The following is a 15,707-nucleotide window of genomic DNA, read 5'->3' on the forward strand; positions in this document are numbered from 1 at the left end:
TTTAAGACTCGCTTTTACTTTCTCTACCGAGTAAATGTAATACGACATCTTTCGTATCCTTACCACAAAATAGCACTTGATAAATTTGTTCCGTAATTGGCATTTCTACGCCTTGACGTTGTGCTAATTTAAAGACTTCTCGAGTATTATGATACCCTTCCACCACCTGGCCGATTTCTTTCATTGCATCAAAGGCAGATAATCCTTGTCCAAGCATTAATCCAAAACGACGGTTACGTGATTGGTTATCGGTACATGTTAAAACTAAATCACCTAAGCCAGACATACCAGTAAAAGTTTCTGGTTTTGCATTTAAACTTGCTCCAAGACGACTAATTTCAGCTAAGCCACGCGTAATTAGTGCTGTTCTTGCATTTGCACCAAATCCCATTCCATCAGAAATACCCGTGCTGATCGCAATGACATTTTTAATCGCTCCTCCCAACTGAACGCCAATAACATCATCATTGATATAAACACGGAAATTTTTACTGCAATGAATTTTTGCTTGCAATTCTTTCGCAAAGTCTTGATCTTTTGAAGCTAATGTAATTGCAGTCGGCAATCCTTCAGCGAGCTCTTTAGCAAAAGTAGGTCCAGACAATACGGCAAATGGATAACGTTTACCTAATTCATCTTCAATCACTTCTTGTAATAAACGCCCTGTATCTGTTTCTAAACCTTTACTTGCAAGAACAATGCGGCTATCAGAACGAAGATAAGGTTTAAGTTGTTTCACAAGATCTGCCACTGCATGACTAGGTACAACAATAAAAATATCACGTGAGTGCGCTATTACTGTTTTTAAATCTGCTTCTACTGTCAAAGTTGGTGGAAAAGAAATACCTGGTAAATATGCCTTATTTTCTCTATCTTCTTTCAATTTATGACAGTGTTCTGCATCATGCCCCCAAAGAAAAGTAGGATGTCCATTTCTTGCAAAAGCAACAGCCAACGATGTTCCAAAAGAGCCTGCGCCGAGAACAGCGATATGATTTTGTGTAGGTGAGGTCGCCATATTCATCATCTCTCCTTAAATACAGATTTACACGATCAACATCAATATACAAAAAAGGGAAATGCTTAGCACTTCCCTAATTACATTAATGTGCAGTTGGATTATCAGGATTTTCCTTTTGAGCTTCTAACTCAGCTTGCTGACGTTGCATATAATCAACAAATAATGCATCAAAATTAATAGGATTTAAATTTAATGCAGGGAACGTTCCTCGGTTAACAAGATTAGAAATTAATTCACGTGCGTATGGGAAAAGCATGCTTGGACATTGAGAGGTTAAGCAATGTGCCATTTGGATTTCATCTAACCCACTGATTGTGAATACGCCAGCTTGTTTTACTTCACAAATAAACGCAACATCACCACTATCTTCTAAGGTAGTCTCTACTGAAATGTTTAAGCATACTTCATAGAGATCACCTTCTAACTGATTCGCTTCTGTATTTAAATCAAAGCTTAATTGTGGTTTCCATTCTTGTTTAAAAATATGTGGAAGATTCGGTGCTTCAAATGAGATATCTTTCACATAAATACGTTGGATATCCAATACAGGTTGTGCTGCTTGCTCATCTGCAATTGCTGCATCATTTTTTACTTCATCAGTCATATTTCATCCTTATTTTTTGGTTACTAAAGGTAAGTTAGCAGAATTCCAACCAACAATACCCTCTCTTAAAATATATACGTCTGCAAATCCAAGCTTAACCAAGGTTTCAGCAGATTTGGCAACATTAATACCGCCCATTCCAACTTGATCAATAATAATAACTGGCGAAGATTTGTATTTTTCTAATTTACCAATATTATCTTCCTTAATTTCTTGTGGAAGGATATTTAGGCTGCCTACAATATGTCCACGTTGGAAATCTTCCATAGGTCTTAAGTCGATAAGAACCGCATCTTTAGTATTCATTAAACGAATTGCATCATCGTTTTCAATAATTTTAAATTTACGTGTTCCATCTTTATAAAAAAAGTAAATTGTCATCACGAATAATACAATCCATGCGATAACAAGAAAGCTATGATTTTTCGCAAATTCAATAGCTTGCGGTAAAAATTCTTGAAGATTAGATCCTTGCATAATTCTCTCAATATAAAATAAAAATAGACCGTTAGTATAACCATTATTCAATCAGATTCAAAGGCATTGAATACCATTTAACAATACTAAATAGGGTTTCACTGCTCCAACAATCATTGATTAATGTGCCCAAAAATTTCCAGCCCGTTTATAAACATCTAAAAATAGTCCTAGTGGTGGTCTGGATGATGAAACAGGGTCACCTTGTGCATCAAATTTTTCATAATCACCCTTACGATTTAAATGATATTGCACATCATCTGGCGTAATAATGACATTCCATTTTTGATCGCCTGACTGTACCCAATCTCTATTTTTCTTTAAATTAAATAAATCTTGACCTTGTGAATAATCCGAAGCTGGATTTTTTACATCAAAAATGTGTTTCATCAAAGCAGGAACGACATCTAAATTACTGGTCAAAGTCTCTACTTTCATCGCAGGTAACCCTTTCCAGAAGACATACATTGGTACTTCAATGCGCATTCGTGAAAATTGATTATCAACTTTATCCGATTCATGCTGGAACTCATATCCAGAGGCTGCAGTTAAAATAACGAGCGTATTCTTCCAATCAATATCTTTGAATATATTTCCTAGTTTCGTATCAAAATTACGGATTTGTTGTTGATAAGCCTCTTGCGATAACCCTGCAGGAATTTGCATATCCATAAACACAAAATAAGGCGAATGAAATAAATTTTTTTGAAAATCGGGGCGTGATTGTTCGCAACTGTAAGCACCCAATTTATCGTAGTGATTTGCAGAAAAAAGCATTCGTCTTAATGCTACTTTATTTTCTTCATCATAGTAGCGACAGATCTGATAATGATGTTTTGCCAATGTAGTGAGTAGAATCGGCATCACTTTTTGTTGAGAAACACTATCAATATATTCAGGTAATAAACCATAAAATAACCCAAATAGTCCTGTTACCTCATCATTTCCTGTACTGTAATGATGATCAAATTGTGTTGCTTTTGGTAAATATGCACTAAGGTTTGGCATTAAGGCAGCAGTAACACTGTCTTTTCGCCAGCCCGTCAAATTAATAAAAATAATATTTGGCGTATCTTGTACATTTCCAAAACGTAATGCGTGTTTTGGATAATCAATTTTCAACGCATCGGCGCGCCCTTGCTCCCTCGCTTTTGCCAATAAACGTTCTTTATCTAAGAATCCATGACGTTGTAAGAAAGTGCGTGCTGTCATCGGGTAAGAAAGTGGGAAATTGGATTTTTGCATAGTAATTGGACGATATAAAACGGCATCCGCCCAAGCATACATAATGTGCATAGCGAGGAAGGTCACAAGGTAAAAAATTCCTACATATTTAAGCCATCTTTGGCGTTCTAAACTACGTAGCTTCTGCCATGACCATCTTGAATAGACCATTTGTGCCAATAAAATTAATGGCATTGGTGCAAAGAATAATTGCCACTGCCGTGCTAATTCACCATTCTCAGGATTGACGACAAGATTCCAGACTAAACTAGTTAAATGTAAATGAAAGCTTGCAAATACCTCTGTATCTACAAGCATGAGGCTAATCCCTATTGTTGCAAGAATAACGGATATTCCACGATAAGTTCGTTCATTTTTTATTAAAAAGCTTAACGGGAAGAGAAGGAGTAAATAAAACGCAAAAACAATAAAACTAAAATGACCAACCAGACTTACAAAGAAATAGATTTTTCCAAGCAATGTATCCGGCCAGTCAATTAAAAAAGCATAACGTGAACCAATAATGATTAACCAAAGACTATTGAAAAAGACAAACCAGTGTCCCCAACTAATCTTCTTCGCAGTCAGCTCTATATATTGTCTGCGATTTTTACTCCCAAACATATTTATTTTTCCATAGTTACAGATTGCATAAGTGCATCAGAGAAAGCTTTTGCGAGTGCTTTGCGTTGTTGTTTTCCAACACTGTTATTCAAAAGATAAGTTGTCATATTACCTAATACGACCAATGATAAATCGACAGGAGCTTGATGTTTTTCAAGAACGGCGACCATATCACCTAAAATTGCATTTACTTGACTATCCTTAAATTTTGACTGTTTTGCCATATATTTTCCTAAAAATCTCACAAATAAAAAATAATAATCCTCGGTATGTTAGCATATTTTCTAAAAAATACGGCTATAATAATAAGCCAATTTTTCAGCAAAATGAGGCTTTTAATGAGTATTATTGTTAAACAAGCTGTTTTACACCAGATCGTAATGCAGATTTCAAACAACGAAGAATCCACTCCCATTATTCTAAATGCAAATTTACGTAAAACTCCCCTTAGCATTACGCCAGAAATAGAACAGATGGTATTAACACTACACCAGGTTTATCAAAGTCGTAGTATTGGTTATGGTATTTTTAGAGAAGATTCATCATTCGCAAATTTACTCAATAAATGGCTCTCTAATGAAGAAAACTTCCTTGCTTTCAGTAATGAAGCAACTCACCTTTTTACCCAAATTTTAGCTAAGTATTCTTTTGCTCAAGAGGGTACGCTCTTTATGTGCCACTATAATTATCTCGCTACCGATTATCTTTTTATCGGTATGCTAAGTAATCAAGCAAGCATGTTAGTGGACAATGAACTAAATATTCAACTTACACAATATTTAGACATCAAACAACTTAATATGGCCTGTCGTATAAATTTAACTGATCTACAAAATCATGCACATTCAAAACGTTATCTTACTTTTATAAAAGGGCGACTTGGGCATAAAGTGGGCGACTTTTTTATGGACTATTTAGGTGCAGAAGCTGGACTGAATCCTAAAGTTCAAAACCAAACTCTTGTCCAAGCGATTGACGATTACTGTAACTCAGCAGAGTTGGCAATAACCGAAACGTTAGAGGCAAAAAATAAAGCTTTTGATTATTGCAAAACCCAAATTAAAAATGGCGAAGAGATACAATTAAATGAACTTTCTGAGCAGTTACCAACTCTAAATGACCATACATTTAGTCATTTTACTCAAGAAAAAGACTACGATTTAGAAGATACAATCCCACCTATGCGTAGTAGTTTAAAATCACTAACAAAATACTCTGGTAGCGGTAAAGGTGTTACCATTAGTTTTGAAGCTAAACTACTAAATAATAGAATTGAGTGGGATGAAGAAAACGATCGCCTTACAATCAATGGATTACCGCCTAATCTACGCGATCAACTAAAACGTGCAAAATAAAATCTTAGCGTAATAAACTTGGCATAAACTAAAAGTTTCGGTATCATCCAGCAAAATATAAATTCGTACTAAAATTACATCAAGGACTTGTCATGCTTGTGAAAAAAGTATTTTCCATCTTATTTATCATTTTAGGTTTAACCGCTTGTTCTACCGTGCAAAAAGTGGTGTATCGCATTGATGTTCCACAAGGAAATTATTTAGAACAAGTACAGGTAGCTAAAATTAAAACCGGCATGACTAAAACCCAAATACAATATTTACTCGGTACGCCGGCACTTGAAGATCCGTTTAGCAATAATCATTGGTATTATGTGTTTATTCAACGTAAAGCATATGAAGCACCTCAACAACATACCCTAATTGTTAACTTTGATAAATCAGGTAAAGTAACCAGCTTTGATCTAGATAAGCCACTTCCAAAAGATCCTGAAGCGGCTGTCAATAATGTTATCGTTTCAACTAAAACAGTTGAGCCTAGTACAGGCTGGTTTTCATGGTTATAAAATTACGCTCGGGAAATCCGAGCGTTTTTTATAGAAAATTAATATTTTGTTTTAAGAAGGGATTTTACTAAGTATAAAAATATCTATAACACACCAAAGAAGGAGGAACGCTATGTTTCCAGAATATCGTGATCTCATTATTCGTTTAAGAAACGACAATCCACAATTCAAATATGTGTATGATAAATACGAAGTACTTTATAACAAAATAGCGGCACTCAAACGCCACAAAGCCACCACCTCCGATCAAGAATTAAAAGAGTTAAAAAAAGAGAAACTCTTTTTAAAAGATCAGGTGTATGCAATGTTGCAAAAGGCAAATAACGAAATTTAATCTTTCACTCATCAATGAAGAAAACGAGAAAATTCTCGTTTTCTTTTTTATAAAATCTTTTCCTTAACACTCTGTTTTACAGTAAAATTCTCCGCAATCATTACTACTAATAAAAGGTCTAAAACAAGAATGAAAAAACCATTTAACGGTATTAGAAATTTTACAACACGTTATATCGACTGGATTATTCACCTAGGTAGAGTAAAATTTTCTTTACTCGGTGTTGTGATTTTGGCTATTTTCGCACTTTTCACCCAAAGTCTTCTTAGTCTAATTTTTATTGATAAAATTTATCTTCCCGATATGATTCGCTCTATCATCTTTGGACTTTTTTCCGCCCCCTTTGTCGTTTATTTTTTTACACTACTCGTAGAACGTCTAGAGCGCTCACGTTTACGTTTAGCGGCATCTGTTGATAATCTTCGCCATGAAATTTCAGATCGTATTAATGCTGAAAAACGCCTCTCAGAGGCCTTATCCAGTCTTGCCCAAAACCACCGTGAAAAATCTGCATTAATGGCAACAATTAGCCATGAACTACGTACTCCATTAAATGGGATCATTGGTCTAAGCCGAATTCTTCTAGATGATAATCTAACTGAACAACAGCGTAACTATCTACAAACAATTAATACCAGTGCCGTTGCTTTAGGCTATATTTTTAGTGATATCATTGATTTAGAGAAAATTGATGCAAATCGTATTGAACTATGTCGTAAAGAAACCGAACTCCCTCGTTTCATTCATGATATTTCTAATTTTGCAACATTAATGACACGCCAACGTAATCTTAAATTTGTTTTAGATTGCCCGAAAGATTTACCCCAATGCCTCTTATTAGATAGTCCACGTCTTAGTCAGGTATTATGGAACCTTATTAATAATGCCGTAAAATTTACGCCTAAAGGGACCATTACCCTACGGGTAGAACAACGTGCAGAAAATAAATTTGCATTTATCTTAGAAGATACTGGGATTGGTATTCCTGAGGAAGATCTCTCTCACATTTTTGACATGTACTATCAAGTAAAATCTAGCGGATATAAGCCAGCAGGAAGCGGGATTGGGCTCGCGGTTTCTAAAACAATTAGTAAATTGATGGGAGGCGATCTTACGGTTGAAAGTAAACTTAATGAAGGTTCGACCTTTACCGTTACCTTTCAAGCTGAAGTCACGCAAAAATCATTTGATGATATAGAGCAACTTCCGACTACACTAAACATTCTATTAGTTGAAGATATTGAAGTGAATATTATCGTGGCGAAAGCAGTTTTAGAAAAACTCGGGTATGCTGTTGATGTTGCGATGACGGGGAAAGAAGCCATTCATAAATTTGAACGTAATGATTATGATCTCTTGTTGTTAGACATTCAACTTCCTGATATTTCTGGGTTTGAAATCGCACAACATTTACGTCGTAAATACGAAAGCGGTGTCTATGATTATCTTCCGCCAATCATTGCATTAACTGCAAATGTCATGCAAAACAAAGCTGATTATAAAAAATATGGCATGGATGATGTATTACGTAAACCACTTGAATTAGAAGCACTTGTTGCTTGTATCCGACATTATTTTGCTGATGAAATAAATATGGAAGCAGAATCACATCAAACAGAAAACCTCATTCCAACACTCAGTGAAGAACCCGTGCTTGAAACGCCACCAGCCCCCGTACAAGCCGTAACACCTGAAATATCTGATTCGGTCAATATTCCAATGCTCAAAGAACTTTTAGAAATCTTAGATATTGAATTATTGACAAAGAATCTCCATCTTTTTGAAGAGACTATGCCAACGTATTTACAAGAATTAGATGAAATCTATGCAAAATACGAACAAGATGCATCACTTGCCCCGCAAGTTGCCTCTGTGGCACATAAAATTAAGGGCGCAGCAGCATCAGTAGGGTTACTAAAAATTCAAGAGTTAATGCAAAATGCGCAACAAGATGACAAGCCTGAATGGAAATCGCATATCCAAACTTGGATTGAAGAACTCCACAAATCTTGGAAAACTAATGTTGCTGAATTAGAGGAATGGTTAAAAAAACAAGCTCCCTAGACTGTTCAACGCATTAATCTAAATAAAATCCTATCGAAATAGGAAAAACTCTGTATAATGTCTAGGCTTTATTTTCCCATTAGCGTGCGGCTAACAAAAATAATTTCTGAAAAATATAAATTAGTCCAAGATTATTTTTGCTAGTCGCAATTGGAAAATAATAGCCTTAGTGAATAATTTTTAATTAAAAGGATAATTTATGACGCCAATTGTAAAACAATTTAAATATGGTCAACATACTGTAACGTTAGAAACAGGTGCCATTGCACGTCAAGCAACCGCTGCCGTTATGGCAAGTATGGATGATACATCTGTGCTTGTAACTGTTGTTGCTAAAAAAGATGTAAAAGAAGGTCAAGACTTCTTCCCTCTTACCGTAAACTATCAAGAAAAAACTTACGCTGCGGGTAAAATTCCTGGCGGTTTCTTTAAACGTGAAGGACGCCCAAGTGAAGGCGAAACCCTTATTGCACGTTTAATCGATCGTCCGATTCGCCCATTATTCCCAGAAGGTTTCTTTAACGAAATCCAAATCATTGCAACTGTGGTTTCTGTAAATCCACAAGTAAGCCCTGATCTTGTTGCAATGATCGGTGCTTCAGCTGCATTAACTTTATCTGGGGTACCATTCAATGGCCCTATCGGTGTCGCTCGTGTTGGTTTCATCAACAACCAATTCGTCTTAAACCCAACAATCAACGAACAAAAAATTAGCGATCTAGATCTCGTTGTTGCTGGTACAGAAAAAGCGGTATTAATGGTTGAATCTGAAGCAAAAATTCTTTCAGAAGAACAAATGCTTGCAGCAGTTGTATTTGGTCATGAACAACAACAAGTTGTTATCCAAGCGATCAAAGAATTTGCCCAAGAAGCAGGTAAACCACGTTGGGATTGGGTAGCTCCAGAACCAAATACCGATTTAATTAACAAAGTTAAAGCATTAGCAGAAACTCGTGTTGGTGATGCATATCGTATTACCGAAAAACAAGCTCGCTACGCAGCAATTGATGAAATCAAAGCCGATGTTGTTGCACAATTACAGGCTGAAGATGAAACTATCGAAGAAAACAAAATCCTTGATATCATCACCGAATTAGAAAGTAATATTGTACGTAGCCGAATCCTTGCAGGTGAACCACGTATCGATGGTCGTACAAAAGACACTGTGCGTGCATTAGATATTTGTACTGGCGTATTACCACGTACTCACGGCTCTGCACTATTTACTCGTGGTGAAACTCAATCTTTAGCAGTTGCAACACTCGGTACTGAACGTGATGCACAAATCATCGATGAATTAACAGGTGAACGTAACGATCACTTCTTATTCCACTACAACTTCCCTCCATTCTCTGTAGGTGAAACTGGAATGATCGGCTCACCAAAACGTCGTGAAATTGGTCATGGTCGTCTTGCAAAACGTGGTGTGGCTGCAGTGATGCCAAGCATTACTGAATTCCCATACACCGTACGTGTAGTTTCAGAAATTACTGAATCTAATGGTTCATCTTCTATGGCATCTGTATGTGGTGCATCTCTAGCATTAATGGATGCAGGTGTACCAATTAAAGCAGCTGTTGCTGGTATCGCAATGGGTCTTGTAAAAGGCGATGAAAACTTTGTTGTATTAACCGACATTCTTGGCGATGAAGATCACCTTGGCGATATGGACTTCAAAGTAGCAGGTACTCGTGAAGGGGTTACAGCATTACAAATGGATATCAAAATTGAAGGTATCACCCCTGAAATTATGCAAATCGCACTTAACCAAGCGAAAAGTGCACGTATGCACATCTTAAACGTGATGGAAAAAGCAATTCCTGCACCTCGTGAAGAATTGTCTGAATTTGCTCCACGTATTTACACCATGAAAATTGATCCTAAGAAAATCAAAGATGTTATCGGTAAAGGTGGCGCAACTATCCGTTCTTTAACTGAAGAAACTAATACTTCTATTGATATTGATGACGACGGTACTGTAAAAATTGCAGCGACTGACGGTAACTCAGCGAAAGAAGTCATGCGTCGTATTGAAGATATCGTTGCAGAAGTTGAAGCAGGCAAAATCTACCAAGGTAAAGTGACTCGCCTTGCTGATTTTGGGGCATTTGTTTCAATCCTTGGCAACAAAGAAGGTCTTGTTCATATTTCACAAATCGCTGATGAACGTGTAGAACGTGTAAGTGACTACTTAAAAGTCGGTCAAGAAGTAACTGTAAAAGTTGTAGAAATTGATCGTCAAGGTCGTATCCGCTTAACAATGAAAGATATTGTACCTGCTGAAGCAGTAGTAGCAGAAGAAACCGTTGTTGAACCATCAGCAACAGTTGAAGAATAATATTTAACCTTACACTACAGAAAATTAAGTAGCGTTTCGTGCGTTGCTTAATTTTCTGCTTTTTTTTATTTAAATAGACATAATCCTATTTGGTTTATCTGAAACGCCATAACCATTCCGTTATCCTCGTTTCATCTATTTCATATCATTTCGAGAATATTTAATGACAGAACAACAATTAACTTTTAATGATTTAGGCTTGCCAGAATACCTACTGAATGCCGTTGCAGACATGGGCTTTACTCAACCTTCCCCTATCCAAGAAAAATGTATCCCTGCACTATTAGCAGGACAAGATGTGTTAGGTATGGCACAAACAGGAAGTGGTAAAACAGCTGCATTTTCTTTACCGTTACTTGCTCATTTAGATAGTAATCAAAAATATCCACAAATGCTCGTAATGGCACCAACCCGTGAACTTGCTATTCAAGTAGCGGACGCTTGTGAACAATTTACTAAACACGCAAAAGGTTTACGTGTTGTCACTTTATACGGTGGTCAACGCTATGACATCCAATTGCGCGCACTTCGCCAAGGTGCACAAATTGTTGTGGGAACACCTGGACGTATTCTTGACCATTTACGTCGCAATACCCTAGATCTCTCACATCTAAAATCTATCGTTTTAGATGAGGCAGATGAAATGTTACGTATGGGTTTCATTGACGATGTTGAAACCGTGATGGCAGAGTTACCAGAAGATCACCAAACAGCCCTCTTCTCTGCCACAATGCCAGAACCGATTCGCCGCATTACGAAACGTTTTATGCGTGAACCACAAGAAATTAAAATTAAAGCAAGTAAAACAACCGCACCAGATATTACACAAAGTTGCTGGTACGTGCGTGGTTTCCGTAAGAATGAAGCACTTTTACGTTTTCTTGAAGTAGAAGACTTTGACGCAGCGATCATTTTTACACGCACCAAATCTGGCACAATGGATATCACTGCATTACTTGAACGTAATGGTTTCCGTGCGGCTGCTTTAAATGGTGATATGACCCAACAAGCACGTGAACAAACCCTTGATCGCTTACGTAATGGTAGCCTTGATATTTTAGTTGCAACCGATGTTGCAGCCCGCGGTCTTGACGTGGAACGCATTAGCCTTGTTGTAAACTATGACATTCCACTTGATGCCGAAAGCTACGTACACCGTATCGGACGTACAGGGCGTGCAGGACGTGCAGGGCGTGCAATTTTATTCGTAGAACCTCGTGAAAACCGCTTATTGAAAAACATTGAGCGCTTGATGAATAAACCTATCGAAGAAGTAGGTGTACCAAATCACGAAGTGCTACAAGCAAGTCGCCGTAAAAAATTCGTTGAAAAAGTAACAAAACAACTTGAACATCACGATCTTGCTGAATACCGCAGTTTACTTGAAGATCTCTTCACTGCAGATCAAGATCAAGAAGATATTGCAGCAGCGATGTTAATGCTACTACAAGGAAAACAAAAACTGATCCTTCCACCAGATCCTGTAATCGAACCTCGCCGTGAACGTGGTGATCGCAACCGTGGAGATCGTCGTGATCGTAGCGATCGTGAAAATCCTCGCTCTCGTGAACGTCGTGGTTATGGCACACCAATGGCAATGGATCTTTACCGTATTGAAGTAGGTCGTGCAGATGGTGTCGATGTTCGCCATATTGTTGGTGCAATCGCAAATGAAGGTGACATCAGTAGCCGTAATATCGGTCATATTAAGCTTTATGATGACTACGCAACCGTTGAATTACCACAAGGTATGCCAAAAGCATTATTGAAACATTTCAATAAAGCCCGTGTGTTAAATAAACCAATGCAAATGTCATTCCTAAATGAAGTAAAAGCTCAAAGCAACGATCGTGGTGGTAAAGAGCGTGGTCGCAAAAACTTTGGTGATTCACGTAGAGAGCGTGGCGATCGTGAGAGAAAATTTAGCGAGAAAAAACGTTCATTCAAAGAACGTGGTCGCCGTTAATCATTAAATCAAATAAAAAGAGTAGCACCGTGCTACTCTTTTTTATTTGCGATGATAAAATCACGCCACATTTTTCGTAAAAATTTATGCGTTTTCTTCCATCGTACGTACGTCATCTAACGTATTAAAATTTTGAAAAGCATTTTTTTCATCAGAGAAATCTACCGCAATTCCCCCTTGCTGTTGCATAAAAGTTAAAATGCGACGTTGCCCCTTAGCTAAATATTCTTCTAAATCTGCAACGAGTTGACGTGACATCAAGCAGAAAGTGGGATGATCTCGTTCCCCATCATTTGCATACGCTAATTGCGTATTGTGTTGTTGAACTGCTTGCAACAATCGTGAGCATAGATGTTCAGATAAAAATGGATTATCACAAGGAACAAAAAGTACGTAATCCGTCCTCGCACGCTTAAGTGCAGTTAACATACCACTGAGTGGTCCTTGAAAATCTGGCAGATCATCTGCAAAAACAGGCACATCATAGGTCACATACTTTTCATGATTTCGGTTTGCATTAATGCTCACCATTGAAACTTGCGGTAACAGGCGTGCCAAGCAATGTGTAATCATCGGTTTACCTTGAAAAGAAACAAGTCCTTTGTCTTGCCCCTGCATTCGGCGTGCTTTTCCACCGGCTAAAATTACGCCACTAATTGTTATTGTCATATTTTATTCCGTCTTTAATTCAAGTATGATGTACATCCCATTATGATCATAAGGAAAACCAGATGAAATGTCATCGCTTAAATGAAGTATTGGAGCTACTTCAACCTTACTGGACTAAGAATCCAGAACTTAATCTTATGCAAGTGCTTGGGCAAATTGCCAAAGAAGCAGGATTTGATCAACCACTCGACACCTTATCTGATGAAGTGATCATCTACCATTTAAAAATGTTTGGAAAAGATAAAAATGCACCGATTCCAGGTCTTCAAAAAGATTATGAAGAAGATTTTAAAACCGCTATATTAAAAGCACGTGGTGTCATTAAATAACAACAGAGGGAAAACCAATGAAAAAACTACTTTTAGCTTTTATCGCATTATTCGGTCTTGCTCAAGCAAATGCGGACTCTGCTTATACAGAACTAGATCGTACTCCATCACCAACACCAACCGTTATCGAATTTTTCTCTTTCTACTGTCCACATTGCTATAATTTCCAATACGTTTACAAAATTCCACAAAAAGTAGAAGCCTCATTACCAAAAAATGTAACGTTTAAACAATACCACGTTGCTTTTTTAGGTGCTCAAGGTGAAATGTTGACACGTGCATGGTCACTTGCGATGTTATTAAATGTACAAGACAAAGTTCGTGAGCCATTATTTAATTCAGTACGTGCAGGAGAAGAAGCAGGCGATCCGAATATCCCAACAATGGATACAGTTCGTAAGATCTTCTTAGATGCAGGCGTTACTCCAGATGAATTTAATGCATTTAATAGTTTCGCTGTCACCGCATTAACTAAAAAACAAGAAAATCTTGCACAATCACTCAACGTACGTGGTGTACCTGATTTTTACGTTGATGAAAAATATCGCATTAATCCAGAAGCCCTTCCGAAAAATGAAGAAGGTTTTATTAATGGCTATGTAAAAACTATCAATGATTTATTGCAAAAGCACTAAAAGTTTGTTTTAATGCGACCCTTTTTAAATCTACATTATAGAAATACATCGAGGAAATTATGACAGAGAGTTTTATCGTTACCCGTCGTTACTTTGATGATGAAAATTACCCACGCGGCTTTGCTCGTCATGGCGATTACACAATCAAAGAAGCACAAGTTTTAGAACAATTTGGACAAGCATTCAAAGCGTTAGATAAAGGTGAACGTGCGCCAGTAACTGAAGAAGAAAAATCTTTTGTTGCTTTCTGTCGTGGCGAACACCCAGCAGAAACTTTCTTTGAAAAAGTATGGGGTAAATATCGTACCCGTATCGCGTCTGCAAAACGTGTTTACACACTTTCAGGCGTTATCGCTGACAATATTGAAGATTTCTCAGGCGAATAATTCTCTGTCTTAGTTATCTATCCAATACTAAAAACTACGCCACAATTTTCATAATTTTTTATGAAAATTGTGGCGTAGTTGTTTATAAAACCCACTAAACATCAAGCAGGACCAAAATCGCCGCATCACCGCCCCATTCTTTAGGTGCCTGATGTAATGCTCTTACTCTCGGATGTTGCACTAACCAGCGAGGAATTTGATGCTTTAATGTAAAGGTTCCATAGCCAGTCATAATACTTGCACAAAAGAAATTCTCTCTTTCACAAGCTAACAACAGTGCAGCTAATTCTAATTTTGCCTGTTTTTTGGTTACGCCATGTAAGTCTAAAAATATTTCTGGCGAAAAATCACCACGGCGTAATTGTTTTAACAAATGGCTATCCTCGCCTGCCCGTAAATAGCGGACCTTATCCTCTTCATTTAATAAAGGCTCATAGCCATCTGAAAAGAAAAATAGTGCATCTTCAGTTTCCCGTGTATCACGCAAAACTTGCTTTTTCTTTTTCACCGACATCCTTTTCGGGACATATGTATTCTGCTCTAAGGGCTTTACGCCTTGCATAGCACTTCTAAAAAGTGCTTCATCATCAAGGTCTTTTTCCATCGTTTATGCTGTTTCCTCATCTAAATTTTTTATTTTAAAAAAGAAGAACCAATATTTTACCAATAAAACAGCAACGATGAGAACTTTTGCCCAAACAACAGGCGTAAAGATAAAGCCAATTGTGAGCATCACTGTAACAAAGCCTAGAATCCAGAACTTCGACTTTTTACTCATTGCCCCCTGCTCTTGGAAAGTTTTCAAATGCTTTTGATAAATCGTCGTTTGTAAGAACCATTGATGAAGTCGATCAGATCCTTTAGCAAAGAAAAAGAGTGTAAGTAATAAAAAAGGTACCGTAGGTAAAATAGGAACGACAATGCCCACAATGCCTAATACTAAAAAAACAAAACCTAATAAAATATAAAGTGCTTTCATCGTACAACTCACTTAAAACGTATTACTTTGGGATCTTAAACATACAGATTTTTTATTTAAATGCAACTGAAAAACATTCTTATTTAAATTAAATTTTATGAGAACTTATGCCGCTTGCCTCTATAATCCCTTATAATAGACAATTTTAAACAAAATTTAATTTTCTATTTTCACTAAAATCTTCAAAAAGGATAGT

17 protein-coding genes are annotated in these 15,707 nt (G+C 37.0%); 9 read left to right on the forward strand and 8 right to left on the reverse strand.

Going from position 1 to position 15,707, the window contains the following annotated elements; all coding sequences use genetic code 11:
- Nucleotide 1 precedes the first annotated feature (1 nt).
- The 5 genes from gpsA to EL259_RS02230 form a co-directional block, all read right to left on the reverse strand.
- Entirely contained in the window at nucleotides 2–1,018 is a 1,017-nt protein-coding gene (gpsA, locus tag EL259_RS02210) for an NAD(P)H-dependent glycerol-3-phosphate dehydrogenase (RefSeq protein ID WP_408608231.1), read from the reverse strand.
- Between the two features lie 85 nt (nucleotides 1,019–1,103).
- The gene (gene secB, locus EL259_RS02215; protein WP_126598600.1) at nucleotides 1,104–1,625 is read right to left on the reverse strand and encodes a protein-export chaperone SecB; all 522 of its coding nucleotides are present in this window, start codon (nucleotides 1,623–1,625) and stop codon (nucleotides 1,104–1,106) included.
- Nucleotides 1,626–1,634: 9 nt separating this feature from the next.
- On the reverse strand, nucleotides 1,635–2,102 hold the full coding sequence (locus tag EL259_RS02220; RefSeq protein ID WP_126598602.1) for a rhodanese-like domain-containing protein: 468 nt from the start codon (nucleotides 2,100–2,102) through the stop codon (nucleotides 1,635–1,637).
- A 120-nt stretch (nucleotides 2,103–2,222) separates the two neighbouring features.
- A complete protein-coding gene (locus tag EL259_RS02225) occupies nucleotides 2,223–3,950 on the reverse strand; it encodes a DUF3413 domain-containing protein (RefSeq protein WP_126598604.1) in 1,728 nt (575 codons plus the stop codon).
- Nucleotides 3,951–3,952: 2 nt separating this feature from the next.
- Nucleotides 3,953–4,174, reverse strand: a complete 222-nt coding sequence (locus EL259_RS02230) for a YejL family protein (protein WP_126598606.1) — start codon at nucleotides 4,172–4,174, stop codon at nucleotides 3,953–3,955.
- Nucleotides 4,175–4,288: 114 nt separating this feature from the next.
- Here EL259_RS02230 and yejK point away from each other — a divergent pair, with 114 nt between their 5' ends.
- The 6 genes from yejK to EL259_RS02260 all read left to right on the forward strand — a co-directional run bounded on the left by yejK (nucleotide 4,289) and on the right by EL259_RS02260 (nucleotide 12,513).
- Nucleotides 4,289–5,305, forward strand: a complete 1,017-nt coding sequence (yejK, locus tag EL259_RS02235; protein ID WP_126598608.1) for a nucleoid-associated protein YejK — start codon at nucleotides 4,289–4,291, stop codon at nucleotides 5,303–5,305.
- Between the two features lie 92 nt (nucleotides 5,306–5,397).
- On the forward strand, nucleotides 5,398–5,811 hold the full coding sequence (gene bamE / locus EL259_RS02240) for an outer membrane protein assembly factor BamE (RefSeq protein ID WP_126598610.1): 414 nt from the start codon (nucleotides 5,398–5,400) through the stop codon (nucleotides 5,809–5,811).
- A 112-nt stretch (nucleotides 5,812–5,923) separates the two neighbouring features.
- Nucleotides 5,924–6,145, forward strand: a complete 222-nt coding sequence (locus EL259_RS02245) for a YdcH family protein (protein ID WP_126598612.1) — start codon at nucleotides 5,924–5,926, stop codon at nucleotides 6,143–6,145.
- A 129-nt stretch (nucleotides 6,146–6,274) separates the two neighbouring features.
- The gene (locus tag EL259_RS02250; protein WP_126598614.1) at nucleotides 6,275–8,209 is read left to right on the forward strand and encodes an ATP-binding protein; all 1,935 of its coding nucleotides are present in this window, start codon (nucleotides 6,275–6,277) and stop codon (nucleotides 8,207–8,209) included.
- A 199-nt stretch (nucleotides 8,210–8,408) separates the two neighbouring features.
- Nucleotides 8,409–10,547, forward strand: coding sequence for a polyribonucleotide nucleotidyltransferase (gene pnp, locus EL259_RS02255; protein ID WP_126598616.1), 2,139 nt, complete (start codon nucleotides 8,409–8,411; stop codon nucleotides 10,545–10,547).
- Nucleotides 10,548–10,710: 163 nt separating this feature from the next.
- A complete protein-coding gene (locus EL259_RS02260) occupies nucleotides 10,711–12,513 on the forward strand; it encodes a DEAD/DEAH box helicase (RefSeq protein ID WP_126598618.1) in 1,803 nt (600 codons plus the stop codon).
- Nucleotides 12,514–12,597: 84 nt separating this feature from the next.
- Here EL259_RS02260 and mobA read toward each other — a convergent pair whose 3' ends face one another.
- Nucleotides 12,598–13,182, reverse strand: a complete 585-nt coding sequence (mobA, locus tag EL259_RS02265; protein ID WP_126598620.1) for a molybdenum cofactor guanylyltransferase MobA — start codon at nucleotides 13,180–13,182, stop codon at nucleotides 12,598–12,600.
- 62 nt (nucleotides 13,183–13,244) lie between these two features.
- Here mobA and EL259_RS02270 point away from each other — a divergent pair, with 62 nt between their 5' ends.
- Genes EL259_RS02270 through EL259_RS02280 form a run of 3 tightly spaced genes read left to right on the forward strand, consistent with a single transcriptional unit; the run spans nucleotide 13,245 to nucleotide 14,532 of the window.
- Nucleotides 13,245–13,511, forward strand: a complete 267-nt coding sequence (locus EL259_RS02270; RefSeq protein ID WP_126598622.1) for a YihD family protein — start codon at nucleotides 13,245–13,247, stop codon at nucleotides 13,509–13,511.
- A gap of 17 nt (nucleotides 13,512–13,528) precedes the next feature.
- Complete coding sequence (locus tag EL259_RS02275) at nucleotides 13,529–14,146, forward strand: DsbA family protein (RefSeq protein WP_126598624.1); 618 nt, start codon at nucleotides 13,529–13,531, stop codon at nucleotides 14,144–14,146.
- Nucleotides 14,147–14,205: 59 nt separating this feature from the next.
- Nucleotides 14,206–14,532, forward strand: coding sequence for a DUF413 domain-containing protein (locus EL259_RS02280; protein WP_126598626.1), 327 nt, complete (start codon nucleotides 14,206–14,208; stop codon nucleotides 14,530–14,532).
- A gap of 94 nt (nucleotides 14,533–14,626) precedes the next feature.
- Here EL259_RS02280 and smrB read toward each other — a convergent pair whose 3' ends face one another.
- Entirely contained in the window at nucleotides 14,627–15,136 is a 510-nt protein-coding gene (smrB, locus tag EL259_RS02285; protein WP_126598628.1) for an endonuclease SmrB, read from the reverse strand.
- A gap of 3 nt (nucleotides 15,137–15,139) precedes the next feature.
- Complete coding sequence (locus EL259_RS02290) at nucleotides 15,140–15,511, reverse strand: YbaN family protein (protein WP_126598630.1); 372 nt, start codon at nucleotides 15,509–15,511, stop codon at nucleotides 15,140–15,142.
- Between the last annotated feature and the right edge of the window lie 196 nt (nucleotides 15,512–15,707).

Origin of the sequence: Actinobacillus delphinicola, assembly GCF_900638385.1 — a bacterium.
Lineage (GTDB): Bacteria > Pseudomonadota > Gammaproteobacteria > Enterobacterales > Pasteurellaceae > Actinobacillus_C > Actinobacillus_C delphinicola.

What these genes read in the sequence shown, in the direction of transcription:
- gpsA (WP_408608231.1), bottom strand. Translation starts at nt 1,018, where the DNA reads ATGGCGACCTCACCTACACAAAATCATATCGCTGTTCTCGGCGCAGGC.
- secB (WP_126598600.1), bottom strand. Translation starts at nt 1,625, where the DNA reads ATGACTGATGAAGTAAAAAATGATGCAGCAATTGCAGATGAGCAAGCA.
- EL259_RS02220 (WP_126598602.1), bottom strand. Translation starts at nt 2,102, where the DNA reads ATGCAAGGATCTAATCTTCAAGAATTTTTACCGCAAGCTATTGAATTT.
- EL259_RS02225 (WP_126598604.1), bottom strand. Translation starts at nt 3,950, where the DNA reads ATGTTTGGGAGTAAAAATCGCAGACAATATATAGAGCTGACTGCGAAG.
- EL259_RS02230 (WP_126598606.1), bottom strand. Translation starts at nt 4,174, where the DNA reads ATGGCAAAACAGTCAAAATTTAAGGATAGTCAAGTAAATGCAATTTTA.
- yejK (WP_126598608.1), top strand. Translation starts at nt 4,289, where the DNA reads ATGAGTATTATTGTTAAACAAGCTGTTTTACACCAGATCGTAATGCAG.
- bamE (WP_126598610.1), top strand. Translation starts at nt 5,398, where the DNA reads ATGCTTGTGAAAAAAGTATTTTCCATCTTATTTATCATTTTAGGTTTA.
- EL259_RS02245 (WP_126598612.1), top strand. Translation starts at nt 5,924, where the DNA reads ATGTTTCCAGAATATCGTGATCTCATTATTCGTTTAAGAAACGACAAT.
- EL259_RS02250 (WP_126598614.1), top strand. Translation starts at nt 6,275, where the DNA reads ATGAAAAAACCATTTAACGGTATTAGAAATTTTACAACACGTTATATC.
- pnp (WP_126598616.1), top strand. Translation starts at nt 8,409, where the DNA reads ATGACGCCAATTGTAAAACAATTTAAATATGGTCAACATACTGTAACG.
- EL259_RS02260 (WP_126598618.1), top strand. Translation starts at nt 10,711, where the DNA reads ATGACAGAACAACAATTAACTTTTAATGATTTAGGCTTGCCAGAATAC.
- mobA (WP_126598620.1), bottom strand. Translation starts at nt 13,182, where the DNA reads ATGACAATAACAATTAGTGGCGTAATTTTAGCCGGTGGAAAAGCACGC.
- EL259_RS02270 (WP_126598622.1), top strand. Translation starts at nt 13,245, where the DNA reads ATGAAATGTCATCGCTTAAATGAAGTATTGGAGCTACTTCAACCTTAC.
- EL259_RS02275 (WP_126598624.1), top strand. Translation starts at nt 13,529, where the DNA reads ATGAAAAAACTACTTTTAGCTTTTATCGCATTATTCGGTCTTGCTCAA.
- EL259_RS02280 (WP_126598626.1), top strand. Translation starts at nt 14,206, where the DNA reads ATGACAGAGAGTTTTATCGTTACCCGTCGTTACTTTGATGATGAAAAT.
- smrB (WP_126598628.1), bottom strand. Translation starts at nt 15,136, where the DNA reads ATGGAAAAAGACCTTGATGATGAAGCACTTTTTAGAAGTGCTATGCAA.
- EL259_RS02290 (WP_126598630.1), bottom strand. Translation starts at nt 15,511, where the DNA reads ATGAAAGCACTTTATATTTTATTAGGTTTTGTTTTTTTAGTATTAGGC.